This is a genomic window from Winogradskyella eximia (assembly GCF_003386165.1).
Taxonomy (GTDB): domain Bacteria; phylum Bacteroidota; class Bacteroidia; order Flavobacteriales; family Flavobacteriaceae; genus Winogradskyella; species Winogradskyella eximia.
In genome coordinates, this window is record NZ_QRDV01000005.1 from 236768 (window position 1) to 263002 (window position 26235).

Genomic DNA, 26235 nt, shown 5'->3' on the forward strand with positions numbered 1-26235 from the left:
ACTAAGGTTTAACGGAATACCGTGATTTTAATCAGGTTTTTTCAAATCTAATTTTTTCATTTTATCACGTAATGTGCTAGGTTTAACTGCTAATAGCTCAGAGGCACCATTTGGTCCGCTTATTTTCCAGTCGCATTGCTCTAAAATTCGAAGAATATGATTACGTTGTGCCACATCTAATGACAAATCTTTTTTATTTATTGGATTTACCATTTGATTTGAAGACTCAAATCCTGGTATAGACAATGTTTCGTCTGTAGATAAAATAGCAGCGCGTTCAATTAAATTCTCTAACTCTCTAATATTGCCAGGCCAATTATAGTTTTTAAGCTTATTCATAGCTTCATCCGCTATAAACTTTATGTTTTTACCGTAATCTTTATTAAATTTTTCTACAAAATGCTCTACTAATAATGGAATATCACTTTTTCGTTGACGAAGCGCAGGAACTCTTATAGGAAATACATTAAGCCTAAAAAACAAATCTTCTCTAAAACGTTTCTTATCAATCTCTTCTCTTAAATCTCTGTTTGTTGCTGCAATGACTCTAACATCTAACTTTTTAGTTACAGCACCACCAACAACCTCAATTTCACCTTCTTGTAAAAATCTTAAAATTTTTGGCTGCATATCTATAGGCAATTCACCAATTTCATCTAAAAACAAGGTGCCTTGATCTGCTAATTCAAATTTTCCAATTTTATCATTAAATGCTCCTGTAAATGATCCTTTTTTATGTCCAAACAATTCACTTTCTAAGAGCTCTCTTGGTATTGCTGCACAATTAACTTTAATTAAAGGTTTGTTATTTCGCGTGCTAATATTGTGAATAGCCCTTGCTAATAACTCCTTACCAGTACCAGATTCTCCTAGTAGTAGAACCGTAGCTTTTGTAGGTGCAACTTTTTCTAATTCGGTTAAAACATTGCTAAATTCTGCACTACCATAAACCATGTCCTCATAGTTAAATACCAAATCTAACTCATTTCTTAGATATACATTTTCTTGCTCTAATTGGTTTCGTAATTTGTTAAGTTCATTATTAGCTAGTGTAAGCTGATTATTTGCTAAAATGGATGCTTCTTCTGCTAGTTTTCGTTCATTTGCTTGAATCATCAATGACACTAAATTGGCTATAGAAGTTGCAAACTCCTCTTCATCGGTTGTCCAAAAATGCTCTACACCTATTTCTTCAAAACAAAGAATTCCGTATACTTCATTTATACCTTGAATTGGGATGCTTAATTTAGATTTTATATTTAATGGAATAAGATGATCTTCTAAAAATCCTTTAAAAATATCATAGGTTTGAGCTTTAGATGATCTAACTATTTTACCTTTATTTATGGTTTCAAAATACTTCTCGTTGATTTCTCTGCTATACACTTGCCCACTCTCATAACGATCATTTTTTCTAGTGTATGATTTTTCACAAAATATTTCTGTTTTTTCTTTATTAAATTTTAATACGCTTCCTCTTTCAACGTTTAACGTTTTTGCAGATAGTGCTGTAATTTTATTTAAGGCGTCTTTATAATCAGTACCCACTAAACTGGCTAATTCTATAATAACATTTTTTCTCTCAAATGATTTTTTAGCATTTTCCTCTAATACTTTCTTCGCTTTTTCTTCTTCTGAAACATCTTTTATAGTCGCAAAGATGGCAATAACATCTCCATTGTCATTTTTAATAGTACCTGCCAAAAATGAAGCTAAAAACTGTGAACCATTTTTTCTAGTAAATTCTAACTGAAAAGTTGGCGCCTCATCTTTAGCCACTTTAGCTTTAATCTCTTGCATTCTCTCAAAGTCTTCTTCTCGAGCAAATGGATAAGGTAACTCGAGCCCAATTAGTTCTTGTTCAGAATATCCAAGAAGTTTACATAAAGAATCATTTACTTTTATCACTTTCCCTAACATATCTAGAATAAGCAAACCTTCTTGCATAGCCATAATTAGCTTATCATTAAAAGCTTTTGCTAATTGTAAGTTTATTTCTGCATTTCTTCGTTCGGTAATATCTTCTATGGTAGCAAAATTCGCGGTTTTTTCACCATTCTCATCATAAATACTTGAAACCATAACATGCACCGGAAAACGTTCACCATTTTTACGCATGTATGTATTCTCATAATCGCTTTCATTTTTATTTTGTAACAATAATTTATAACGAGCATCATTTTCTTTTCTTAATTCTGGTGGAGAAAAAGGATAAGGACGCTTAACACCTATTAATTCATCTTCTGCAAAGCTTGTCATTTCGCAAAATGCTGGGTTTACGCTAACTATTTCAGAATCTAAGTTTATTGCAATTAAACCTTCATGCATTGATTTTAAAAGACTAGATGAAAATTTATTTGCAATACTTAAATCTAATTCAATTTTTTTACGCTCTGTAATATCTTGTATTGTACCAATGAAACTTATAGCTTTGCCTTTAGCATAAATGATTTCTCCTAAACCATGAATCCATTTTAACTTATTTTCATCTTTGGATATAATTCTATATTCTAAACTAAAATTTTCTTTATTTTTTTGGCTATGTATTACTGCGTCTTTAATCAGAGCTCTATCCTCAGGATGCACAATAGATTTCCATAATGGAAAACTAACTACAGTAGTAGAATCCACTCCAATAATTTCTTTAAAGGTGATAGAAGTCTCACCTACCAAACTGTTTATATCTAAATTAAAACTCCCAATTTTAGCTAATTTCTGTGCTGTTAATAGAGATTTTTCACTTTCTTGAAGCTTTATCCTCGAACGCTTACGCTCGGTAATATCTTGCATTGTACCAATCAACTTTACAGCATTTCCATCACTATCATAAAGTAATTCTCCAATACCATAAACCCAAATTTCTTCTTTAGAATCTGGTTTTACAACCCGATACTCTTTATTGAAATTAATTTTGTTGATGATATTATTTTCCAAATAATTAAACATCTCTTCTTTCTCATCTGGATGAATAAGATTTACCCAACTTTCAATAGTTTTCACATAAGATTCGTGAATACCAAAAATACTATTTAGTACTGTAGAAGACTCCCAAGTTCTTGTACTCAGATCCAAAACATAAGAACCAATATTAGCAACTTTTTGAGATTGCCTTAAACTATACTCGCTTTCTTGAAGTTTAATTTCGGATTGTTTTCGCTGTGTAATATCTTGAATAGTACCTATTAAATTTGTAGGCTTATTTTCACTATCAAAAATTAACTCTCCAATACCATGTACCCAAATTTCTTCTTGAGTATCATGTTTTATAACTCGGTATTCTTTGTTAAATCTTTCATTATTTGCTACACAATATTTAAAATAATTTAGCAACTCTTTTCTTTCGTCTATATGGATACGATTATTCCAACTTTCAACCGTCTTAGGGTATGATTCATCTATACCAAAAATCTCATCTAACACGGAAGAACCTGTCCAAGTTTCATTCTCTATATCTACCGTATACGAACCAATATTAGCTACTTTTTGAGATTGTCTTAAATGGTATTCTCTTTCTAAAATTTTTACCTCAGCCGTTTTACGTTCAGTAATATCTTGGATAACACCTATCATTTTATCCGGATTTCCTTCACTGTCAAAAATTAATTCACCGATACCATGGACCCAAATATCCTTATTACTAACACGCCTTTTAAGCCTGTATTCTCTATTAAATTTTTTGTGATTTTTAATGACGTCTAGCTGTAAATGATTTAGCATTACTTCTTTATCATCATCATGTATAAGGCCAATCCAATTTTCAACATTTCTCAAAAACGATTTATTGATTCCAAAAATGCCATCTAATACTGCAGAACTTTCCCAAATACCAGATTTAATATCGAAGCTATAAGAACCAATATTGGCTACTATTTGAGATTGTCTTAAAAAGTATTCTCTTTCTTTAAGCTTTATTTCTGATTTTTTTTGATAAGTAATATCCTGTATGCTACCTATCATTTTTGTAGGCTGGTTTTCACTATCAAAAATTAACTCACCAAAACCATTCACCCATATTTCTTCTTGAGTATCGTGTTTTATAACTCGGTATTCTATACTAACCTTTTTATTATTTGCTACACAGTGACTAAAATATTCTAACAAAGCTTCTCTTTCATCTGGATGCACAAGACTATTCCAACCTTCAACAGTTTTTACAAAAGATTCATCCAAACCAAAGATTTCATCTAACACGGAAGAAGTTATCCATTTCTTAGTTTTTAAATCTACAGTATAAGAACCAATATTAGCTACTTTTTGAGATTGTCTTAAAAAGTATTCGTTTTCTATAAGTTTCGCTTCTGCTTTTTTACGTTCAGTTATGTTACGCCCTATAGATAATACTTTTCCGTCCTTTTGTTTTTTTGCTGAAATTTCTACATCTACAATTGCTTTATTTTTACATATTAGTTGTCTTTCAAAAAATACAGATTGTCCTTCAAGAATCCGGCTATAAACATCTGGCATTGTAATAAAATCACCAACAATAATATCTTGAATCTTTAGCTTTGAAAACTCTTCTGATGTATAGCCTAAGATTTGGTATATTGCTTGGTTAAATTCATGAATAACACCATCGAATGTATACGTTAGAATGGCATCACTCGCCTGATTTATTAATGCATAATACGATTCATCCTTTTTCTTAATTTCTAAAATTATTCTAGACTTCTCAAGCGCAATATTAGCCAAGCTTACAGCAAAATCAACCTCCCTAATCTCATCCATTGTAGGTGATTTTACGGACTTACTGTATATTGCAAAGGTTCCTAATACAAGATTGTCTTTTGATAAAATAGGAATAGACCAACACGACTTTAAACCGTACTTTAAAGCAAGATCTTTATGTTTCACCCATAACTCATCTGTAGTTATGTCTGTAACAATAACGGGCTTTTTTGTAAATGCTGCAGTAGGACAAGAGCCAGAATTATTAAGTATTGGTAAACTTTTAATAGCCAAACAATACGATTCTGGTAAGGATGGTGCAGATTCTAAGATAAGATTAACTCCCTCTTTATCCACTAAACTAATAGAACCAAAATAATCTGGATGAATTGATTCGAAATTTAAGAGTAATTGGTCAAAAATTTTATTTAGAGGTATGTTTTTAGTGAATAAATCTAGAATTTCATTTTTACTAATTAACAGCTGCTCTGTTTTACCTTGCTCTATAATCTCATTGCTTAGGTCTATGTTTTTTTGCTCTAAATCACCAATTAAACGCTCATTATATAGCTTAGAAACTTCATCCTTAATAAACTTCTTCGCTTCTTTTTGCTTTAATTTAGGTTTTTTTTCAGCAAAAAGATGTTTAATTTCTGTAAGTACTTTACTTGAATCTACAGGATCAATTAAATACTTAGAAGCACCTAATTTTAATGCCTTTTGTCTGTCGGATTCATCAGTATAATTAGAGGTATAAACAACAAAAGGAATATCTTTTAAAAGCTTATCCTTTTTACAAGCTTTACAAAACAAATACCCATCCATAACAGGCATTAATGTTTCTGAGATAATTAAATCTATTTTATGGTTGTACACTTTCTCTAAACCTATTTTACCATCTTCGGCTTCAATAACAGCATAGCCTGCCTCTTCAAGTATTGTTTTAAGAAAAGTTAGATTTTCTAACGCAGCATTTACAATTAATATGGTTTTCATATCTCAATTATTTTTTAAAGATATTCCCTAATTGTTCAACGAAAGAATTGACTATAAATAGGATAGAACCATTGTTACTAGGCAAGTACAATAACGCATGCTTGGGCTGCTCGAGATCTTCAAAATTTAAAATAGTAGGATTCATGTGATTTGTTAGTGTAAGAATTTTAATACCAACATATTAAGGTAATAATATACAAAAAAAATTCGGACAAAAATATACTATTATTCTGAAAAAATACGCTCACAACAACTTAAATACAAAAAATTATTTTTACGTATATTACTATATGTCAACACCATAAAACACCAATTCCCTTTCAAATTACAAGGATCACTCAAGCTAAGAACCTTGACGCCATACCCAAATCAATTGAAGGCAATCCTTATTTACCATAAACTATTAAAATTTCTAAATGGATGGATATCTACGTCCTAGAGGTTCTATTGTAATATAGTTACATCAAAAACACTGAACAAAACACATGAACATTCAATTTCTAAAGGTTTAGAAATGCTATCAGATTTGTTATGTCATCAATAAAAGTATAACAAAGATTATTTTGAATAATTAAGATTCTATTATTTTAGTATCAAATATCACTTCACTAGCCACCGTTTTATGTACAGGACATTTAGAAGCTATTTCCTTTAATCTCTGCTTTTGCTTTTCGTCTAGATTCCCAATAAACTTTAGCTGTTTTGAGATATGATCTAAGTATCCTGGCTTTTCAATATCTAACATTAAGGCATCACTATGCTTTTTTTGATGAGAAATATAAACATAAACCTCTTGTAGATCCCATTTTTTACGTTCTGCGTACAACTTTAAAGTCATAGCTGTACATGTGGCAATGGCTGCATTGAGATATTCGTATGGTGACGGACCAAAATCATCTCCACCAACACTAGTTGGTTCATCTCCAATAAAACTATGTTTATTGGTTTGAATCTGGGTTGTAAAATTGTTTTCTTTTAAATTGAGATGCGCCACCAATTGCTCTCCTTCGGTACTCAACATTTCGTTTTCTAATTCTGGCAAATACAATTTTACCCATTCTCCAATCATGCTTCCTGCGTATGCGCTATGTTTTGAATTTGAAAGTAAATGATCGGCATCATTCAAACTCACAAAACTCTTTGGATGCATCGCTTCTTTATATAATTGCTGTGCATTATCAACACCTACAATAGTATCAAAAGGTGCGTGCATTATAAGTATTGGTTTACGTAGATTTTTCGTTATGGTTGGCAAATCTGTTTTACTAAAATCTTGTATAAACTCTTGATTCACCTTAAATGGTCGTCCTCCTATATTTACCTCTACTTCACCTTTATCAGCAACCTCATCTATAGCATGTGAAAAATGTTGTGTAACGTGATCTACAGCAGCTGGAGCACCTATTGTAGCAACTGCTCTAATGTTTTCTAATTTTGATGCTGCAACAATCACAGCTGCTCCTCCTAACGAATGCCCTACCAACAAACTAGGAGCTTTATAATGCGCTGTGATATAATCATTCACAGCAATTAAATCGTCAACGTTGGCAGAAAAATGACTTTCAGAAAACTCTCCTTCACTTCTACCTAAACCTGTAAAATCGAACCTAACAACTCCAAAACCATGTGCTGTTAATGCTCTTGAAATATTTCGTGTTGCATTTAAGTTACTCGTACATGAAAAGCAATGTGCAAAAACAGCAAAATAATTCGGCTTTTGATTTGCCGGTAATTCTAAATGTGCAGCTAATGTGTAACCTTTACTATTTTTAATTTCTATTTTATTGCTTTTCATAATGATTTAATATTTTAAATGTCTTGTTTTAGTTATGTCGGTATAGTTTCTAAAACTTTCTAAGAGTACCTTTAATTTTGGATTTATAAATGTTTCACAAAACGGTTTATCCGGATTTTTATAATAGTAATTCAGAATCTCTTCTCTAGATGGTTTAAATTCTGAAAACTTAAGCACCTGTGTAACTAGTTGATTATTAAATTTATGTTGAAGTGTTTTAAGCACATCTACAACCTCACTTTCTTCATTCTCGTCAAAAACATAAATCGCAGAACGGTATTTTTTACGCATACTATGAGCTGATGTGCTATTGTGTGTATGCAAATGAATTTCGATTAATACTTCTATTGGTATTATAGCCGCATTATACTCTACAATTACAGCTTCAGAGAAACTAGCGTTATTTCCACTTGAAGCAATCCAACCTTGTTGCACATTTTCTACACCAACAAGGGACTGAAATACAGCTTCTGTACACCAATGACATCCTCCACCGAATCCTATTCTATTAAGGTTCTTCATCGTAAAATAGGATGCTCCAAAGCATTAAAAGATACCATTATTCAGTTATTTCTATGCCTCGCCAAAATGCAACATGATTCTTTATGGCTTTTGCCAATTCTGAAGGATTCTCGTAATACCAAACCGCATCTTTATTAACTTTACCATCAACCTCTAGAGAATAGTAAGAAGCCTCTCCTTTCCATGCACATGTAGATTTTAAATCACTAGATTTACAAAACGCTTTATTTAAACTCTCTTCAGGAAAATAGTGATTTCCTTCAATAACTACTGTATTATTGCTTTCTGCGATGACTTTATTATTCCAAATTGCTTTCATAATGTACTTTTATTTTAGGACTAATTACTTGTTCTAGTATTACTTAATTCCATGTCAACGCTTTTCTTTCTTCCCAATAGCTACTATTTGAAATCTTAAAAGCGCTTAATTGTTCTATTTCAGAATTGGTTAAAGAAAATTGATCTGCTTTTAAATTAGCTGACAAATGCTCAGCATTGTTTGCTCCACTTAATACTAATGCCTCTGGAAAAACAGCGATACAATATCTCAAAGCAATAGCATCTGCGCCAACATTATACTGCTTTGCCAAACGATTTATCAAATCATAAAGCTTACGATATTGAGGGTAATCTTCATTAGGAATTAATCTACCATTGGCTAAGGCTTCTTTAATAATGAATGGCCCTTTAAGACTTTTTAACGCTTCAGCATATTTAAATACACTTTGATCTAAAATGTTATAGGTACACTGAAAGGATTGAAATAAGCTTTCATTTTCAACCTGAATAGACAGCCCTTTTTCTAAAACTTCGGTTTGGTTGGCACCTGTCGTGGTTAAACCAATAATGATATTATGCTCCTGCTTTAATTCGTGCAAACGCTTTAAAACTTCAACATTTTCAAGAACTCCAGTATCAAAAGTAGCAGAATGAATCTGATATACTTTTAAATAAGGCAATAGTTCTTTTGAAAATTCCCATTGCTCATTCAGCTTATTTAACGAGTGCTCTTTAACTTCATGTTGCGTTGCATTTGGATCAAAATTGGCAACATAAGTGTAACCCCATTTTGTAGAGACTTGAATACTTGGATCATTTTTAGTTTTCAACCATTGTAACAACAATTGCTCTGCAATACCATAACCTGGTGAAGTATCAAAATACCGAATCCCTTTATTGTAAGCATCTTCTAGCACCTCTAATCCGTTTTCTTTAAATATTGGTAGAGAAAATGGCTCTGTATTAGCATCTTGTTTAATATTAATATAAAGTGGTCTGCCAATAGCTGCTGTTCCTAATCCGATATGTTTTGAGTTTATCACTTAGTCGATATTTATGTTATTTGTCTTCTTTTATAAAACTTTCATCAAATCTTAAAAAATGACATGTGTAACCATTTGGGTTTTTAACCAAATAATCCTGATGATTTTCTTCTGCTTTCCAAAATGGAGAGAATGGCTCTAAAGTTGTAACAACCTCACCATCCCATTTACCAGAAGCATTGACTATATTAATCATTTCTTCTGCTATAGACTTTTCTTCTTCATTTTGATAAAAAATAGCAGATCTATAACTAGAACCTTTATCATTGCCTTGCTGATCTACAGTTGTTGGATTATGCATTCTGAAAAAATAATCCAAAATTTTTCTAAAAGAGGTTTCAGTAGGATCGTATATTAACTCTATCCCTTCTGCATGGCCTGGATGATATTTATAACTCGGATTCTCATTTTCTCCTCCTTGGTAACCCACTTCTGTATCTTTTATTCCAGGTTGCGTTCTAAATAAATCCTCCATTCCCCAAAAACAGCCTCCTGCTATATATGCTTTTTTATAATTTTCCATTGTTTTCTTTTTCTGTTAAAAATGTTATTTTTTTTAATTTGATTATGAGCTACAAGACAACATAGAACAACCTACTTTATTCCTAGCCCATTCTGGTCTTTTTGAAAACCATTTTTCTGATGTTGGTTGCTCATCATAAGGTTTTTTAAGTAAATTAAAAAACTCTTCTATTAACTTATAATCTCCCTTATCCGCATCGTCTATGGCTAATTGAGCCATATAATTACGAAGGACGTATTTAGGGTTTATACTGTTCATTTCAAGTTTTCGTTCTTGGTCTGTACTTTGCTCTTTTGCCAAGCGCTTACCATAATTACTAAACCAATGCTTCCAACTGTCTTTTATATCACCATTTATTTCATTTGGTTTATAAAAGGCATTACTAATAATAGACCACCATTCTTGATATTCTGAAGTCTTCAAATTGGCTAAATTTCTAAAAAATATAGTCATATCTGTTTCCGATGTATGCAGTACTTTTTCTAGTTCTTCAATTAATTCACCATCACTTTCAATTTCAACTTTTAAACCTAATTTAGAACGCATCATATCTCTATATGCTGTTTCTGCTTCTTTAGGAAAATCATTCAAAATCGTTTCAAAAGGTTCCGCATCTTCTACTAGTGGATAAATGGCATTGGCTAATTGAAATAAATTCCAATGTGTAATTTGCATTTGCGAACCGTAACTATATCTTTTATGAGTATTATCTGTTGTATTTGGTGTCCATCCATGATCATAGCCTTCTAACCAGCCATATGGTCCATAATCTATAGTTAAACCAAGAATAGACATATTGTCTGTATTCATAACACCATGCACAAAACCGACACGTTGCCAATGAATTACCATATCTAAGCTTCTTGTAGCCACTTCTTTCATAAAAGCGATATACACTGCTTTTGATGGTTTACCTAAATGTGAATAATGCGTATTAATAGTAAAATCAACTAACGTTTTTAAGGTATCTACATCTCCTCGCGATGGAAAAATTTGATAACTACCAAAGCGCAAAAATGAAGGTGATACTCGTGCAACAATTGCTCCTTTTTCGTAATCTGGATTTCCATTATACATTACATCACGCAACACTTGATCACCAGACAATGACAACGACAAAGCTCGTGTTGTAGGCACACCCAAATGAAACATGGCTTCGCTACATAAATACTCTCTAATGGATGAGCGTAAAACCGCTAAACCATCCGCAGATCTAGAATACGGTGTTTCACCAGCACCTTTTAATTGCAATGCCCAATGTTTATTTTTATGTTCTATTTCAGCTAAATTAATAGCTCTACCATCACCTAATTGTCCTGCCCAATTGCCAAACTGATGGCCTGCATAGCACATGGCATAAGGCTTAGTGTTAGGAAAAATTTCTGCGCCTGTAACTAAGTTTAAAAAGTCTTTAGTTTCACTATCCTCCTTGGTTAGTCCAAGATTATTCAACATTTCTGGAGACACATGAATTAATGAAGGATTACTAGGAATTTTAGGTGTCACAAAAGAAAAACAGGCTTCACTTACTTGTCTCCTACTATTTTCGAGAATTGGATCTGCCGGAAGCTCTTTATTAAACTTATCTTTTATATTGAGTTTTAATGTCATTGTTTTTTTATGCTTTCACTATTCTTTTTCTTCTTTTTGAGATTGAAGCACCATAGATTCTGAATTAATGCAATATCTTAAACCACTTGGTTCAGGACCATCAGGAAAAACATGACCTTGGTGCGCATCGCACGTATTGCACTGCACTTCTACCCTAACCATACCAAAAGATGTATCTCTTATATACTTAATAGCATTTTCTTTAATGGGCTGTGAAAAACTAGGCCAACCAGATCCTGATTCGAATTTAATTGTAGAATCAAACAATGGTGTATCACAACAAACACAATTATATTTCCCAGCATCGTATCTGCTACATAATGCTCCAGAATTTGGAGCTTCTGTACCAGCCATTCGAGTTATTCTAAATTGTTCTGGCGTTAAAATAGCACGCCATTCATCTTCGGTTTTTTCTACTCTTCGATCTGGTTTTGGATTTCCGTTAATCGAAAAATTGATAATATCTTTCCACGTTAACATAGCTTTCTTTTTTTGATTTTTAGTCGAAATGAAATACTAAAAATTACTTCTTATACACAACGCATGTAACTTATATTTATGCTTATTGGAAAAAGCAACAAATACAACACACTTATAATTTATAGTGACATAAGTTAAACCTAGTATTACTTCAAAATTAAAGTATTTAGACGTGCAAAGATAAGCAGCACATAATAAATACACCTGAAGAATTTAACTGCATATGAATCAGTATTTAACAATTATAAATTTTTAGAAATTATTAACAAAAACACATTGTCATCTGATCCAGATCATTTCAAAAAAACTGGTTTCGTTATAATTTAGTGGTAAATAAATTGTTTAACTTAAATTATAAAATTATGTCACTAGTAAAGTTTAGTAAAAGACCATGGGGAAAACTTATTACATCAGATTTTTTTGATAATGACAATTTCCTAGACCGACAATTATTTCATCAAAAACTGGAAGAGCCAGCTTTAAACATTAAAGAAACTGATGATGCCTTTGAGGTAGAATTAGCTGCACCTGGATATGCAAAAAATGATTTTAATGTCACCATCGATGAGGGATGTTTAAATATTGCTGCAGAAAGTTCAAATTCTAAAGAAGAAAAAGAGGACAACTATACACGAAAAGAATTTAGTTATAACTCTTTTGAAAAAAGATTACAACTTCCAGATTCTGTGAAAGATGAAGATATTAAAGCAAAATACAAAGATGGTATTCTTAGCTTTAATTTACTTAAAAAAGCAGATGCTAAGAATCATAAACCAAAAAAAGTAGAGATTGCTTAATTATCTAAACCTTAAAAAAAGAAAGTAGGAAATGAATATTATCATTTCCTACTTTTTTGTTTCTATTTTAAACTTATAAATTTTGAATTATTGCTTATTTAGAATTTTTTCTAGAACAGTGGTCTTGTCCATTTTTTTAGTACAGAAAAACCAATCTTTACAATCTAAGTCTTCGTTATTACCATCCATTCTTTCTTTTGCAACACCACAAGAACCTGCTGGAGATACAATAACATCATCACCAGGATTCCAATCTGCAGGAGTTGCTACGTTAAAGGCATCTGCAGTTTGCATAGCAATTAAAGCTCTGTAAATTTCATCAAAATTTCTACCTAAGCTTAATGGATAGTAAATAATTGCTCTAATAATACCTTTTGGATCTATAAAAAACACGGCTCTAACAGCTTGTGTTTTGCTTTCATTTGGCTGCACCATTCCATATTTTTTGGCAATTTCCATAGATATATCTTCTATTAAAGGAAATTTGACATCAATATTTTTCATACCATTAAACTCAATTTTTTCTTTAATGGTTCTTAACCATGCGATATGACTGTATAGTCCATCAATTGATAAACCCACTAATTTACAATTGGCTTTATTAAATTTATCTTCTAAATGCGCAAATGTTATAAATTCTGAAGTACAGACTGGAGTAAAATCTGCTGGATGACTAAATAAAATCACCCAATTTCCAGCATAATCTTCCGGAAAATCTATATCTCCTTGAGTTGTAACAGCCTTAAATTCTGGAGCTGCATCACCTATTCTTGGCATTGCAGTGATCTGCTCTTTTTCTTGTAATGTTTCCATAATATCTAATTTTATAAAGATTTTATACAAAATTAAGATACCGTTACACCAAGCTAAATGACCTAAATCAGTCTAGGTTTTATTTTTAAAAAGCGCTTTTTTAAATAATAGAATCTTAGCATTGCAGCCACATAACCAACTAAAAGTAAAACAAGCAAATGCATAATTTCAGAATTATACAATGAACTCTCTACACCCATTATTGTTTGTTTCTTTAAAAACTCGAAATAAGGTCTTAATGGCATTAAATTAGAAATATACTGAAGTACTATTGGCATATCCTTAAAAGACCAAGTAATACCAGTAATTAAAAAAACTGGATATGATGTAAAAGCCATAATTTCCATTACTCTGGCTTGAGATTTAAAGAACGATGACACAAACCATCCATAACATATAGTTGCCATAAAAAACAAAAAGGACACTACAATCAATGAAAACAAACTACCGTTTAATGGCAAATCAAATACAGGAAATACAACCAAAAAAGTAAACAATAGATAGGCAAAATACAGTAATAAATAGAATCCTGTTTTACCAATAATGTAATTTAAAAAACTGAATTGGCTTTCTTCAAAATTAAGTTTCATTATTTTTTTTTCACGGTCATAAGCCACACTTTCAGATAAACCAATAAGTAAAGTTTGATGCAAAATTAGAATGAATAATGCAGGCAGTAAAAAATTACCATAATTATTGGTTGGATTATAAACTGTATTAATCTGCGCAGTTATAGGCTGAGACTTTAATTCGGCCAATGAAGAATTTATGCCTTTAGATTCAAAAAACTTCTGACGAGAGTTCTCTGCATATTCCATAGCAACCAAATTAACGGCTTTGTTAATGTCGTTAGAAGATAGAAACTTAGAATTATTAAGAATTAAGCCAATTGGTGTACTTTCTTTGGCAATTAATTTTTCTTCAAATCCTTTTGGTATATGCACCAATCCTTGCACGTCAAAGCTATAAATTCCGTTTTTGGCTTCTGCCATATTAGTATAACTATGTGTTATATTTATTTTTTGAGTCGCGTTAATTTTATTTAAAAAAGATTTGCTGCTCTGCGAGTTATCTAAATCTACAATACCAACACTCACTTCTTCTTCATCCTTATTAAAATAAGTAGAACCCATTAATGCAAAATAAAGCAATGGTGCGGCCAATAAAGCTAAAAGAATACTATGATCGTTATACACTAAAGTAGCTTCCTTTTTGAGCAATATCCAAATAGTTTTCAGGTTCATATTGCGCTCAATTTAGGTTGTAGAAAAATTTTCTTTCTATTAACAATAAGACCAATACCAATGATAACGACACCAATAATAAGGAATATAAATAGCTTCTGTATTTCTGGCAGTATAAACTTGAATGGTGTATTTAACTGGTAAATTTTAAGAAAACCTGTTAAAAAGTGAGTATATGGAATAACTTGAGCATATAAACTATTTAGCCAAGGCATTGCCCAAATTGGAAACGTAAAACCGCTAAAGACAAAGGCAGGAGAATTATAAAAAATAGCGATATCGAGTGCTATTATTTCATCCTTAAAAAGTAGCGAAATGCCAAAGCCAAGAAAAATATTAACGGTAAGGAAAAATAAAAGTAAAACTAAAAGCGAACCTATATTGCCATAAATAGGAATACCAAAAATGGGAAAAACGATGGCAAAAAGGAAACCACATAAGCTTAATCCAAATACCATATAAGCTAAATATTTACCTAAAATCATAGATATTATATTTCCATTAGCTGTTGCATATAAATCTGCGTAAGTCTCTAATTTCCACTCATTATTAAACGCTCTTGAAGCGGCAAAAAACATAATCATTTGTATTAAAACCGTTGCTAAACCAGGTAACAGATAGTAAACATAGTTATATTGTGGATTTGCTAAAACCTTAGTATTAATATCTATAGGCATTACAATGCCCAATATTTTATCGGGATTAATACCTAAAGGTGCCATATTTTTAACAACTACAGCTGCACTGAGTAATTGTGTGACTTCTGCTGCAGATTTGTATAACAGATTTCCGAAAACTATATTGGTAGAATTGGTATATATCTTTACTTGCACAGCATTTCCCTTAAGTACTTCTTTATGAAAATCTTTAGGAATGTAGAAGATACCTTGAACTTCATTTTTTACAAACACAGTTTCCAAATCGTCTTCTGAAGACATATAATAGTTGACATCTAAATTAGGAGACGCTTCTAACGAACGAATATAAGTTCTACTTAATTCACTATTATCATTATCGTAAACAGCAATTGACACCTCTCTCAATGCACCTTTATAATAAATGAAGCCTAGTAAAAGAAAAACAACAATTGGAATTATTATAAATAGATTTCTAGCCGATTTTTGCCGAGACAATCTCTTCATTTCCCTTTTAAAAATATGGTATAAAGACCATTTCATAGAGAAGTTTATTTTATAATTTGAATAGACATTCCTGGTCGTAAATCTGCAATACGCTCTTGTGGTTTTAGATGAATTTCAAAAGATTTTAATTCATATTCACCTTTTGCTTTTATAGGCACCCAAGTTGCAAAATCTGCCATTGGAGAAATGTAAGTCACCTTAAAATTAACCATTTCATTATTTAAACCTGGTACTTTAGCTTTGAGCGTAGTTCCCATTTTAAAATCAGATAAATTATCTTCCCTAATATTTAAAATAGCATATATTTTTTCGGGTATTTGAATAGTGACTATTGGATAACCCGAAGCCATAACCTCACCTTCTTCTGCAATTTGATTGCTAATAATACCAGATGCTGGTGCAACAATATCTAATTCGTTATAATAAGCTTCAACTTCATTGTAAGCACCTTGAGCTCTCTCATAACTTCCCTGCGCGGCTTTTATATCTTCTTTTCTAGTCCCTTTTTTGCCCATTTCCCACATGGATTTTGCTGCATTCATTTGTTCTTTTGCTGCATCGTACTTAAACTGTACTTCATCCATTTCTTGTTTAGAAATTATACTGTCTGCATAAAGGGCTTGGTATCTTTTATAACTTTTTTCAGCAAAATCAAACTGACTTTTAGCCATTAAGTATTGATTTTGCAACGCACTAATCTCCTCTTTACGTGCACCTGTTTGTGCTTTTTCAATTAAAGATTCTGCGGCTTTTACCATACCTTCTGCTTGACCTTTTCTGGCATCTAAAATATCAGCTTCTAAAGTGGCTAAAACCTGTCCTTTTTTCACAGAACTTCCTTTCTCTATTAATATAGTATTTACACGTCCTGGAATTTCTGACGATACGTTTACCTCAGTAGTTTCAAGCATACCAACATATATGTCTTGTTCTGGAGTATTAGATCTGACTAAAAAATATATAATTGAGAATACTATAATAAGTATCGGAATGGTTAATATGATGTAAGATTTTTTCATGGTAATATTTGGTTACTGATAATTGGAATTATTTGTTCTGGTTGCCCAATTGCACTGTATAAATTAGCCATAGCTTTGTAATAACCGTCTAAAGCAACTAGTTGTTCTATTTTAGATTTTTCATAGAGCAAAGAGGCATCAATGACATCTATAGATTTACCAAGTCCTTCTTCAAAACGTCTGGTATTAATTCTAAGATTTTCTTTTGCGAGTTCTACTGTAGTTATTTGGCTATTATATAATTTTTGTTGGTTAAGCGTATTCATATAATTACTTTCTACAAGTAATTTAATTTGTTGCGAAGCATATGCTTTTGCATTTTTCACTTCCTCTTTCAAATGCTTACTGACTTTAAGTTTATTGACGTCTTTAAAGCCATTAAAAATATTAAGCTGTGCTTGCACACCAACAATAAATTTTGGAGGAATAATGGGCAAATCTTCACGAAACATGTTATAAGTACCAAAAGCAGCAATATTAGGCATAAACTTAGATCGTTCTAGCGCATAAGCCTGTTTAGCCATAATTTCTTTTTGGTCAATTAATTCTAACATGGGTTGATTTGTATTTGCTGTTTCTAAAAGTTCATTAAAATTGAAATTGAGGTTTTGGTAACCAATACTATCCATTACTTTAAGTGGCACAGCATCAGATAAATTCATAGTGGTGCGCAAAGCTAATTCTGCTAATTTTAATTTGTTTTTATCATTGTTTAGATCTTTTTCGGCATCAGCAACGGCTACTTTCGCTCTTAACAATACATGCTTTGGCAGAATCTCTAATTCAATTGCACGTTCTGTTTGTGCTTTATGTGTTAGCATTCCTTCATAAACCTGCTGACGGGTTTTTATCACTTGCTTTAACAAAACCACAGTGAGGTATCGATCTATAAGCTCATTGGCAATTTCATCTTTTACTTGCTTCAATTCTATTTCAGAAGATTCTAGTTCTGCTTTTGCATATCGCTTTGCTGCAATGATTTTTCCTCCAGTAAATATGGGTTGTGTTGCAGTTACTGCTGCTGTTGAAATTTGTTGGTTATCCACAATAACATTGGGATAAGCCGGAAATTGCTCTAAAACTCCCACTAAAGTACCAAATGCACTTTCTGCAGATACTCCAGATAGACCAATCTGGTCACCATAAGCTTGTATAAAAGCAGCACCATATTTTCCTCCTAAGTCATCTAAAGAGCTTTGAACTTGAGATGTATTTATCTCCATGTTTTCGCTTAAATAAGTATAACCTCCAATCAAATTAATAGACGGCAAAAAATTACCTTTTGCCGCTTTATCCTCATAATTCTTTTGCTCAACACGTTCCGCATAACGTTTTATATTTTCGTTATTCTTGTAACTAATCTCTAAGGCTTCTGAGATACTGATTTCTCTTTCTTGTGCAAATACAAAATTGCTGCATAGCAGTATTAGTATAAACGTATTAATGATATGTACTGCTTTTTTTGAAAAAATATAAATACAATGTTTCATCTGTATGTATAAAGGTGAGTGCAAAATTTTTAGTGTAAAATTACAATGCACTTTTAAAAATAAATATGACCTAAATCAGTCTTTATCTCACTTCGGTATATAATACTTTGCAACATTACTTCAAGTATATCGCTTAATTAAAGCCCAAATAATTTGACACTTACAATTTCATATTTTTATAGTCATCAATTGACTTTAAATAATACTATTTTGAAAATGACTTTAATCATTTCAGGTCCCTTTTTAAAACTATATTTTGCACTAAATAAACACATCAATGCAGATTTTAAAAAACTTAATATGGATTAGTTGTTTCCTATTTTTGGTAAGCAGCAAAAGTTCTATCGAAAAAAACCTCTATTTTGATGTCGTCCACAATGGCAAAGTAATTGGGAGTCTAAATGCCACTAAAACGCACAAGAACTCTGTAACCTATTATCAAAGCTCTACAACCATTGAAACCAGAATTATAAAAGAAATACGAGTAAACTACAAATATGATGTCGCTTTTGAAAACAACCTATTAGAATCCTCTTATGTCAATATTACCGTAAATGAAAAACCACATGCCAAAACGCACACCTTATGGAAAGATTCAGATTATCAAGTTACAAAGGATGGTGAGAATAAAGAAATCTTAACAGACTCTATTAATTATGCAACGGTTCAACTTTATTTTAAAGAGCCAAAAAACATAAAAAAGTGCTATTCTGAACAAGATGGAAGTTTTAATACCATAATGGCATTAGGAAATCATTCGTATAAAAAAATTAATTCAAAAGGACGAGAAAATATTTACTACTACAGCAAAGGCATTTTAAAAAAAGCAACCATAGATGGCGGATTAATTAAATTCGAAATTGTTGCTAAAAACTAATACAACTTAAAATTATGACGATAGCTCTAATTATATATTTTCTTATGGCGTTCGTTTTAATGGGCAGATTGTTACTTTACGGTGTACGTCCCACAAAAACGTTGGCTTGGTTGTTAGCTATTTTTACAATTCCGGTTGGTGGTATGCTGTTTTATTTTATACTTGGCAGAAACAGAAAAAAGAATAAATTCTATACACTTAAGAAAACTAAGGCCGTTTCAGAATATCTAGAAAAGGTTGAAAACAATGATCCTATAGACAAAGAAAACAACGTCCCAACTGCCATTAAAAACCACTTAAAACTAGTTAAACTGGTCACAAAAGGTTCTAACTTTACTCCCACTTTTGGAAATGAATTAATTCCTTTAAAAAATGGCTCAACTACATTTGAAGCCATTTTTTCGGCTATGGAAACGGCCAAAAAATTCATTCACATTCAGTATTATATTTTTGAAGAAGGTGATTTAGCCGAAAGATTTAAATCCATTTTAATACAAAAGGTAAAAGAAGGTGTTGAAGTACGTTTTCTTTATGATGCCTTAGGCAGCCGATCATTGAGTAATAAATATATTAACAGTCTTAAAGCAGAAGGCATAGAAGTTTATGGATTTTTACCCATGCATTTTGGTAAACTTATTTCATCTATTAATTACAGAAACCATCGAAAAATAGTTATTGTGGATGGCATTTATGGTTTTACAGGCGGCATTAACGTCGCTGACAAATATATTTCTGGTGATCCTGTTTTAGGGACTTGGTACGATATGCACTTGCAATTAAAAGGCAATGTCGTTAACAGTCTACAAGCCGTTTTTGCTATGGATTGGAGTTTTGCTAGTGGTACAGACAACTTATTAAACACAAAATACTTAGTAAAACATATAACTGAAAAACATTCTATTGCACAAGTAGTTGCTGGTGGTCCAGATTCTGATTTCTCTTCCATACATCAGCATTATTTTTCAATAATTAACAGTGCTAAAAAATATGTTTACATAACCAATCCTTATATAATTCCAGGCGAAGCTTTAAAAGAAGCCTTACAAGTTGCTGCAATGAGTGGTATAGATATTAGATTATTATTATCTACCAATTCAGATAGTCTTTTGGTGAAGTGGACTGTGCGCTCAAGTTTTGAAGATTTATTAGAAGCAGGTGTTAAAATCTACTTATATCCAGATGGCTTTTTACATGGCAAGGTGATTATCTCTGATGATGAACTTGCAACTATAGGAACTGCAAATCTCGATATTAGAAGTTTTGAAGAGAATTATGAAGTCAACGTTTTAATTTACGATAGTAATATTACCACGGAATTAAAGCAAGACTTTTTAAAAGATTGTGAAAAAAGTGAACCATTAGATTATGAACAATACCTAAAAAGACCTAAAAAAGAACGACTTAAAGAAGGTATTGCTAAAGTTTTTAGTCCGGTTTTATAACAAACTGATTAATATCATCAGTCATTAGTAATCAACCTTATACCTTTGTTTAAATATAGATAAATCACAAAATGACTATAGGATTAGTACTTTCTGGAGGAGGTGCTCGTGGAGCAGCTCATATCGGAGTGATTAAAGCATTAGAAGAGCATGGTATTTTCCCAACACATATTGCTGGCACTAGTGCAGGTGCCATTGTTGGTGGTTTATATGCTGCAGGTATTTCTTGGTCAGAAATTTTACGTTTCTTTAAAACAATCACTATTTTCAGCACTTATAGATATGCACGTAATAAACCTGGGTTTTTAAATTCTGAAAACTTTTACGGTGATCTTAAAGCGTATTTCCCAGAAGATAGTTTTGATGCTTTAAAAAAACCACTTTTTGTTACTGCTGCCAATATTATAGATGGCACTTCAAAAATATTTAGCTCAGGAGAAGTTATTAAACCTATTATAGCATCAGCTTCTTTTCCTGGCGTCTTTACTCCTACCGAAATCAATGGCGAATACTATGTAGATGGAGGTACTTTAAACAACTTCCCTGTAGAACCATTAAAAGATGCATGTAATAAAATTATTGGCGTTTATGTAAACCCTTTAAAATCCGTTGTCATTGAAGATTTAAAACATTCTTATTCGGTTGTAGAAAGAGCTTACAAAATTAAAGTTGCAGCAGAATCCATATCAAAATTCCCAGATTGCGATTTGGTTATAAACCCACAAGAATTAGTAAAATATAGCACTTTTGGGATGAATAATGTCGATGCTATATTTAATCTAGGTTATAATTACACACAAAAAATTCTATCAAAAAACGAAAAAATATTGAATGCACTCAACGGAAAATAAATATTTATTAAACCCATGACCCAAGTCATTTTAAATTGAAAAATGTAGCAATAGATTTATCAAAAAATATGGATTTTAGCCAATTTAAAACACCATTTGAATTAGAATCTTGGTTTACCTATATTCTAGTAATCCTTGGCTCAATTTTGTTTGGCTTACTCTTACAATGGATTATCTTTTTAATCATTAAAATTTCTAATCGTAGAAAACCTACTGTTTTAAAAGCCCAACTGCTCAAACATTTAAAAATTCCGTCTCAGTTTCTTTTTCCAATTCTATTTATTTTTAGTGCGTTTAGTTTTCTTAATCTCAATTCATTTTGGCATAAGTGTATTGAAAGCCTCATTATCATTAATTTTTCTTGGCTAATCATTGCCTCATTAAATGCCATAGAAGAAGTTGTGAAACAAAAATTCACTATTAATGATAGCCATAAAGTAAAAGAAAGAAAAGTATTGACTCAGTTACGCTTTATGAAAAATCTAACTGTTGTTATTATAATTACACTTGCAATAGCAGCTATTTTATGGAATATTTCTTCAGTAAGAAAAGTAGGTACAACCATACTTACTTCTGCTGGTGTCATAGGAATTATTGCTGGTGTAGCCGCTCAAAAATCAATAGCTAATTTAATTACTGGCTTTCAAATTGCCTTTACGCAGCCTATTAAAATTGACGATGAAGTAATGATAGAAGGAGAATTTGGTACGGTAGAAGACATAACACTTACTTACGTTGTAATTAAAACTTGGGATTGGAGACGACTTGTATTACCACTTAATTACTTTAATGACAACTACTTTGTGAACTGGACATTTAGTTCGCAAGAACTCATTGGAAGTGTCTTTTTTCATGTGGATTATATGTTTCCTATTAGTGATTTTAGAAAAAAACTCTTAGCAATTTTAAAAAGCAACAAACTATGGGATCATAATGTTGCCGATCTCTTAGTTACCAATTTAGACAAAACAACCATGGAATTGAGAGCTACTTTTAGTGCAAAAAACGCCTCTGACATTTGGAATCTACGTTGCAATGTAAGAGAAGAAATGATAAATTACATTCAAAAAAATCAAGGAAATGGTCTTCCAACAATACGACAAATAAATTCAAATGAAAACTAAATTAGCTTTCTAAAATGTTAGAAAAACTAACCATATGAAATTAGATGCTTTAATCAAAAATTTGCCTGGCTTGGTATATCGTTGCAAAAACGATAAAAATTGGACTATCGAATTCATTAGTGATGGCTGTTTTGCTTTAACAGGATACCACAGTGCGGATTTTATGAATAACCGTATTCAGTTAGGTGAAATTATCTTAAAAAAAGATTACAAATTGGTATGGCAAAAAACTCAAAAAGCTATTGCAAATAAAACATCATATAATCTTGAATATCGCATTAAGCATAAAAATGGTAGTATTAAATATTTTTGGGAACAAGGACAAGCTATTTTCGACAATAATGACTGTGTTATTGCTTTAGAGGGTTTTGTGCAAGACATTTCAAAACAAAAAGAAACAGAACAAAAACTATTAATTAAGCAGGTTCAAAAAAAAGCTATTTTAGAAACTTTACCAGATATCGTAATTCTCTACGACAAAAACGGAAACCATTTAGAGGTTCATGCTCCTAATAATTTTGAAATCGCTGCACTATATGAACACAATATAGGCAAAAACATAGACGCTGTTTTTCCTGAAGAAGTTTGTAAAATGATTAAGAAAGCTTTTGTTAATTGCGAAGAAACAAAAGATATTCAAATTTTAGAATATGCACTTGTTATAGATGATAAGTTAAGACATTTAGAATCGCGTATCGTTCCAACAGACAATGGTAATTATTTAACTGTTATAAGAGATGTTACCAAAATAAAACAAACAGATAAAATAATTAAAGAAAATGAAGAAAGACTGAGACTTAGTTTAGAAGTTGGAGAACTAGGCTCTTGGGAATGGAATTTAGTGACCAATAAAATATTAAGAGACGACTATCAAAATCTTCTATTTGGTATAAAATCAACTGACACCAAAGCAGCAAAAAGTAGTATTACATTTCAATCATTTTTAGAAAATGTACACCCTGAAGATAGAGAATATCTAAAATCTGAGATATCTGAAGCTGTAAAAAATGCAAGTAGTTATGTTGTAGATTATAGAATAATTCATCCTGACAATTCTATTCACTGGCTTCACGAAAAAGGAAAAATTTTTAAAAACACAAAAGGACAGCCCCTAAGAGTCATTGGAGTCACACATGATATTACTGCACAGAAAATAGCAGAACAAAAATTAAAAGATGATGAAGAAGCCTTACGTGATTATACAGAAAAATTAGAAAACAAAGTAAAAGAGCGAACCAAGGAATTGACCACAACAGTTCAAAAACTTGTAGAATCTAACTTAAGTCTCGAGGATCAAATACAAATTACAAAGTCGGCAGAAAAAGAAGTTGTACAAAATAAATATTTACTTGATAATATTTCTCAAAACTTTCCTAAAGGATTTGTGGCCGTTTTTGATGTTGATTTCAAGATTCTTTTAGTTGAGGGTGAAGAAGTTGAAGAATTAGGTTTTAAAGGATTAGCGGATTCAAACACACTATTAGACCATGTTATAGGTGTACCTGATGATGTTAAACAAACAATTAGAAACAATATTGTAAAAACCTTTAAAGGAGAACATTGCTCTTTTGAAATTGCATATCAAAACAGAACCTTTTTAGTAAATACAACACCCTTATACAATTTAGAAAACAAAATAGAGCAAGTTTTGCTGGTACATAATAATATTACACTACAAAAAAAGGCAGAATTTGAAATTTTAAATACACTAAAAAAAGAACAAGAATTAAGTGAATTAAAATCTCGTTTTATCTCTATGGCATCGCATGAGTTTAGGACGCCTTTGAGTGCCATATTATCTTCAGCAATCTTAATAGAAAAACTAAACAAGCCAGGAAATGAAGAAAAAAGATTGAATCATGTGTCTAAAATTAGATCTAATGTTAAAGACTTGGTTCTAATTCTTAACGACTTCTTATCTTTAAGTAAATTACAAGAAGGCAAAGTTTTGGTGCAACCTTCATCTTTTGATCTTATTAATTTTTCAAAATCTGTGATTGAAGAAATTGAAGGCATTAAAAAGGATGGTCAAATTATTTCACTTATACATCAACAACCTAAAATTGATATATATCTAGATTCCAAATTATTAAAACATATTCTCTTTAACTTAGTATCTAATGCTATAAAGTATTCTGAAGAAAACAAAGCTATTACTTTTAAAATACAAGCTACAGAGCAACATGTAATAATAGAAATAACAGATCAAGGTATTGGTATCCCTAAAGAGGATTTGGATAGTATGTTTCAACGTTTTTATCGCGCAAATAACACCACAAACATTCAAGGTACTGGCTTAGGCTTAAACATAGTAAAACAATATACAGAATTGATGGGAGGAAGTATTACATTTAAAAGCGAATTAAATGTAGGTTCTACTTTTTTCATTGAGTTCCCTTTAAATATTGAAAAATGATGAAAAAAATTTTATTAATAGAAGATAACAAAGATGTTCGGGAAAATACAGCCGAAATTCTTGAGTTAGAAAATTACACTGTTAGCACTGCCGAAAATGGAAAAATAGGTGTAGAAAAAGCATTAAAAATAATTCCTGATTTAATTATTTGTGACATTATGATGCCAGAATTAGATGGTTTTGGGGTCTTTGAGAATCTAAAAAGCACTCCCAAAACGGCAAGTATTCCATTCATTTTCTTAACTGCAAAATCCGAAAAAGAGGATTTAAGAAAAGGTATGAATTTAGGTGCAGATGATTATTTAACCAAACCTTTTGAAGAGAACGAATTACTAGAAGCTATTGAGTGCAGAATCAAAAAAAATGATTTTCTAAAAAAAGAATTCTCAAAAAACGTTAAAGGCATCAACCAATTTTTAAATGAAGCTTCGGAATACCTCAACTTAGAAGCCTTAATAAATGATCGTAGTATTGAGAGTTATAACAACAAAGAACATATTTTTAACGAAGGTAACGCGGCACATCAATTATATTATATAAAAAGTGGCACTATAAAAACATACCGCACAACAGAATCTGGTAAAGAATTTGTAACCGGATTTTTTGGTGCTGGCGATTTTATAGGACAGTTATCATTACTTGATGATGCTGGCATTTACATAGAAACAGCAAGTGTATTAGAACAAGCTGAGGTTTGTGGTATCCCTAAAGCCGATTTCACAAAACTGTTGTATAGTAATAAAGACGTTTCTAATAAATTTATTGAGATCATCTCTCATAATTTAATTGATTTACAAGAACACTTGGTAGATATGGCCTTTGCTACAGTAAGACAAAAAACAGCAAAAGCACTATTAGAATTAGATGCCAAAGGCATGATAAAAGATGACACTCATAAAGGTATTAGCATACCAAGAGAAGATTTTGCAGGCTTAATTGGTACGGCAACAGAAACAGCGATTAGAATGTTAACCGAGTTTAAAAACGAAGGATTAATTAGCATTGAAACCAACAGAAAACTCGTATTATTGGATAAAGAAAGTTTAAGAGATATCGCAGAATTTGGATAAACTAAACTTTATGGAATTTGGGAATCTCTTAAGCAA

Annotated in this window: 20 protein-coding genes; 7 read left to right on the top strand and 13 right to left on the bottom strand. The window is 31.4% G+C overall.

Annotated elements, in window-relative coordinates:
* Positions 1 to 27: 27 nt before the first annotated feature.
* The 8 genes from DFQ10_RS12225 to msrB all read right to left on the bottom strand — a co-directional run bounded on the left by DFQ10_RS12225 (position 28) and on the right by msrB (position 11914).
* Entirely contained in the window at positions 28 to 5661 is a 5634-nt protein-coding gene (locus DFQ10_RS12225) for a PAS domain S-box protein (protein WP_115817712.1), read from the bottom strand.
* 571 nt (positions 5662 to 6232) lie between these two features.
* Positions 6233 to 7456, bottom strand: coding sequence for a bifunctional alpha/beta hydrolase/OsmC family protein (locus tag DFQ10_RS12230; RefSeq protein WP_115817713.1), 1224 nt, complete (start codon positions 7454 to 7456; stop codon positions 6233 to 6235).
* Positions 7457 to 7462: 6 nt separating this feature from the next.
* On the bottom strand, positions 7463 to 7978 hold the full coding sequence (locus DFQ10_RS12235; RefSeq protein WP_115817714.1) for a peptide-methionine (S)-S-oxide reductase: 516 nt from the start codon (positions 7976 to 7978) through the stop codon (positions 7463 to 7465).
* Between the two features lie 37 nt (positions 7979 to 8015).
* A complete protein-coding gene (locus DFQ10_RS12240; RefSeq protein WP_115817715.1) occupies positions 8016 to 8297 on the bottom strand; it encodes a DUF427 domain-containing protein in 282 nt (93 codons plus the stop codon).
* Positions 8298 to 8340: 43 nt separating this feature from the next.
* A complete protein-coding gene (locus tag DFQ10_RS12245) occupies positions 8341 to 9300 on the bottom strand; it encodes an aldo/keto reductase (protein WP_115817716.1) in 960 nt (319 codons plus the stop codon).
* Between the two features lie 16 nt (positions 9301 to 9316).
* Complete coding sequence (gene msrA, locus DFQ10_RS12250) at positions 9317 to 9823, bottom strand: peptide-methionine (S)-S-oxide reductase MsrA (RefSeq protein WP_115817717.1); 507 nt, start codon at positions 9821 to 9823, stop codon at positions 9317 to 9319.
* 42 nt (positions 9824 to 9865) lie between these two features.
* Positions 9866 to 11434, bottom strand: a complete 1569-nt coding sequence (locus DFQ10_RS12255) for a protein adenylyltransferase SelO (RefSeq protein WP_115817718.1) — start codon at positions 11432 to 11434, stop codon at positions 9866 to 9868.
* An 18-nt stretch (positions 11435 to 11452) separates the two neighbouring features.
* Entirely contained in the window at positions 11453 to 11914 is a 462-nt protein-coding gene (msrB, locus tag DFQ10_RS12260; protein ID WP_115817719.1) for a peptide-methionine (R)-S-oxide reductase MsrB, read from the bottom strand.
* 362 nt (positions 11915 to 12276) lie between these two features.
* Here msrB and DFQ10_RS12265 point away from each other — a divergent pair, with 362 nt between their 5' ends.
* The gene (locus tag DFQ10_RS12265) at positions 12277 to 12711 is read left to right on the top strand and encodes an Hsp20/alpha crystallin family protein (protein ID WP_115817720.1); all 435 of its coding nucleotides are present in this window, start codon (positions 12277 to 12279) and stop codon (positions 12709 to 12711) included.
* Between the two features lie 87 nt (positions 12712 to 12798).
* On the opposite strand, the gene DFQ10_RS12270 is transcribed toward DFQ10_RS12265, so the two are convergent.
* From DFQ10_RS12270 to DFQ10_RS12290, 5 genes are all read right to left on the bottom strand, one after another.
* On the bottom strand, positions 12799 to 13524 hold the full coding sequence (locus DFQ10_RS12270; protein ID WP_115817721.1) for a peroxiredoxin: 726 nt from the start codon (positions 13522 to 13524) through the stop codon (positions 12799 to 12801).
* A gap of 62 nt (positions 13525 to 13586) precedes the next feature.
* Positions 13587 to 14768: an ABC transporter permease gene (locus DFQ10_RS12275; protein WP_115817722.1), complete on the bottom strand. Its 1182-nt coding sequence runs from the start codon at positions 14766 to 14768 to the stop codon at positions 13587 to 13589.
* Positions 14765 to 15946 (bottom strand): ABC transporter permease, encoded by a 1182-nt coding sequence (locus DFQ10_RS12280; protein ID WP_115817723.1) that lies wholly within the window; start codon positions 15944 to 15946, stop codon positions 14765 to 14767. The genes DFQ10_RS12275 and DFQ10_RS12280 overlap by 4 nt, the downstream gene beginning before the upstream one ends.
* Positions 15947 to 15954: 8 nt before the next feature.
* A complete protein-coding gene (locus DFQ10_RS12285; RefSeq protein ID WP_115817724.1) occupies positions 15955 to 16929 on the bottom strand; it encodes an HlyD family secretion protein in 975 nt (324 codons plus the stop codon).
* Positions 16926 to 18419 carry a TolC family protein gene (locus DFQ10_RS12290; RefSeq protein ID WP_115817725.1) on the bottom strand — a complete coding sequence of 498 codons (1494 nt, stop codon included), beginning with the start codon at positions 18417 to 18419 and terminating at the stop codon, positions 16926 to 16928. The genes DFQ10_RS12285 and DFQ10_RS12290 overlap by 4 nt, the downstream gene beginning before the upstream one ends.
* Positions 18420 to 18696: 277 nt before the next feature.
* Between DFQ10_RS12290 and DFQ10_RS12295 the strand changes: the two genes are divergently transcribed.
* From DFQ10_RS12295 to DFQ10_RS12320, 6 genes are all read left to right on the top strand, one after another.
* Complete coding sequence (locus DFQ10_RS12295) at positions 18697 to 19296, top strand: DUF6134 family protein (protein ID WP_115817726.1); 600 nt, start codon at positions 18697 to 18699, stop codon at positions 19294 to 19296.
* Positions 19297 to 19310: 14 nt separating this feature from the next.
* Entirely contained in the window at positions 19311 to 20738 is a 1428-nt protein-coding gene (cls, locus tag DFQ10_RS12300; protein ID WP_115817727.1) for a cardiolipin synthase, read from the top strand.
* A gap of 71 nt (positions 20739 to 20809) precedes the next feature.
* Entirely contained in the window at positions 20810 to 21589 is a 780-nt protein-coding gene (locus DFQ10_RS12305) for a patatin-like phospholipase family protein (RefSeq protein ID WP_115817728.1), read from the top strand.
* Between the two features lie 68 nt (positions 21590 to 21657).
* Positions 21658 to 22713, top strand: coding sequence for a mechanosensitive ion channel family protein (locus DFQ10_RS12310; protein ID WP_147299216.1), 1056 nt, complete (start codon positions 21658 to 21660; stop codon positions 22711 to 22713).
* A gap of 34 nt (positions 22714 to 22747) precedes the next feature.
* Complete coding sequence (locus DFQ10_RS12315) at positions 22748 to 25129, top strand: sensor histidine kinase (protein WP_115817730.1); 2382 nt, start codon at positions 22748 to 22750, stop codon at positions 25127 to 25129.
* A complete protein-coding gene (locus DFQ10_RS12320) occupies positions 25126 to 26199 on the top strand; it encodes a response regulator (RefSeq protein WP_245940702.1) in 1074 nt (357 codons plus the stop codon). The genes DFQ10_RS12315 and DFQ10_RS12320 overlap by 4 nt, the downstream gene beginning before the upstream one ends.
* The last annotated feature ends 36 nt before the right edge of the window (positions 26200 to 26235 follow it).

Bases quoted from the DNA above. Each gene is read 5' to 3' on its own strand.
- DFQ10_RS12225 (WP_115817712.1), bottom strand. From the start codon at position 5,661: ATGAAAACCATATTAATTGTAAATGCTGCGTTAGAAAATCTAACTTTT.
- DFQ10_RS12230 (WP_115817713.1), bottom strand. From the start codon at position 7,456: ATGAAAAGCAATAAAATAGAAATTAAAAATAGTAAAGGTTACACATTA.
- DFQ10_RS12235 (WP_115817714.1), bottom strand. From the start codon at position 7,978: ATGAAGAACCTTAATAGAATAGGATTCGGTGGAGGATGTCATTGGTGT.
- DFQ10_RS12240 (WP_115817715.1), bottom strand. From the start codon at position 8,297: ATGAAAGCAATTTGGAATAATAAAGTCATCGCAGAAAGCAATAATACA.
- msrA (WP_115817717.1), bottom strand. From the start codon at position 9,823: ATGGAAAATTATAAAAAAGCATATATAGCAGGAGGCTGTTTTTGGGGA.
- DFQ10_RS12255 (WP_115817718.1), bottom strand. From the start codon at position 11,434: ATGACATTAAAACTCAATATAAAAGATAAGTTTAATAAAGAGCTTCCG.
- msrB (WP_115817719.1), bottom strand. From the start codon at position 11,914: ATGTTAACGTGGAAAGATATTATCAATTTTTCGATTAACGGAAATCCA.
- DFQ10_RS12265 (WP_115817720.1), top strand. From the start codon at position 12,277: ATGTCACTAGTAAAGTTTAGTAAAAGACCATGGGGAAAACTTATTACA.
- DFQ10_RS12270 (WP_115817721.1), bottom strand. From the start codon at position 13,524: ATGGAAACATTACAAGAAAAAGAGCAGATCACTGCAATGCCAAGAATA.
- DFQ10_RS12275 (WP_115817722.1), bottom strand. From the start codon at position 14,768: ATGAACCTGAAAACTATTTGGATATTGCTCAAAAAGGAAGCTACTTTA.
- DFQ10_RS12280 (WP_115817723.1), bottom strand. From the start codon at position 15,946: ATGAAATGGTCTTTATACCATATTTTTAAAAGGGAAATGAAGAGATTG.
- DFQ10_RS12285 (WP_115817724.1), bottom strand. From the start codon at position 16,929: ATGAAAAAATCTTACATCATATTAACCATTCCGATACTTATTATAGTA.
- DFQ10_RS12290 (WP_115817725.1), bottom strand. From the start codon at position 18,419: ATGAAACATTGTATTTATATTTTTTCAAAAAAAGCAGTACATATCATT.
- DFQ10_RS12295 (WP_115817726.1), top strand. From the start codon at position 18,697: ATGCAGATTTTAAAAAACTTAATATGGATTAGTTGTTTCCTATTTTTG.
- cls (WP_115817727.1), top strand. From the start codon at position 19,311: ATGACGATAGCTCTAATTATATATTTTCTTATGGCGTTCGTTTTAATG.
- DFQ10_RS12305 (WP_115817728.1), top strand. From the start codon at position 20,810: ATGACTATAGGATTAGTACTTTCTGGAGGAGGTGCTCGTGGAGCAGCT.
- DFQ10_RS12310 (WP_147299216.1), top strand. From the start codon at position 21,658: ATGGATTTTAGCCAATTTAAAACACCATTTGAATTAGAATCTTGGTTT.
- DFQ10_RS12315 (WP_115817730.1), top strand. From the start codon at position 22,748: ATGAAATTAGATGCTTTAATCAAAAATTTGCCTGGCTTGGTATATCGT.
- DFQ10_RS12320 (WP_245940702.1), top strand. From the start codon at position 25,126: ATGATGAAAAAAATTTTATTAATAGAAGATAACAAAGATGTTCGGGAA.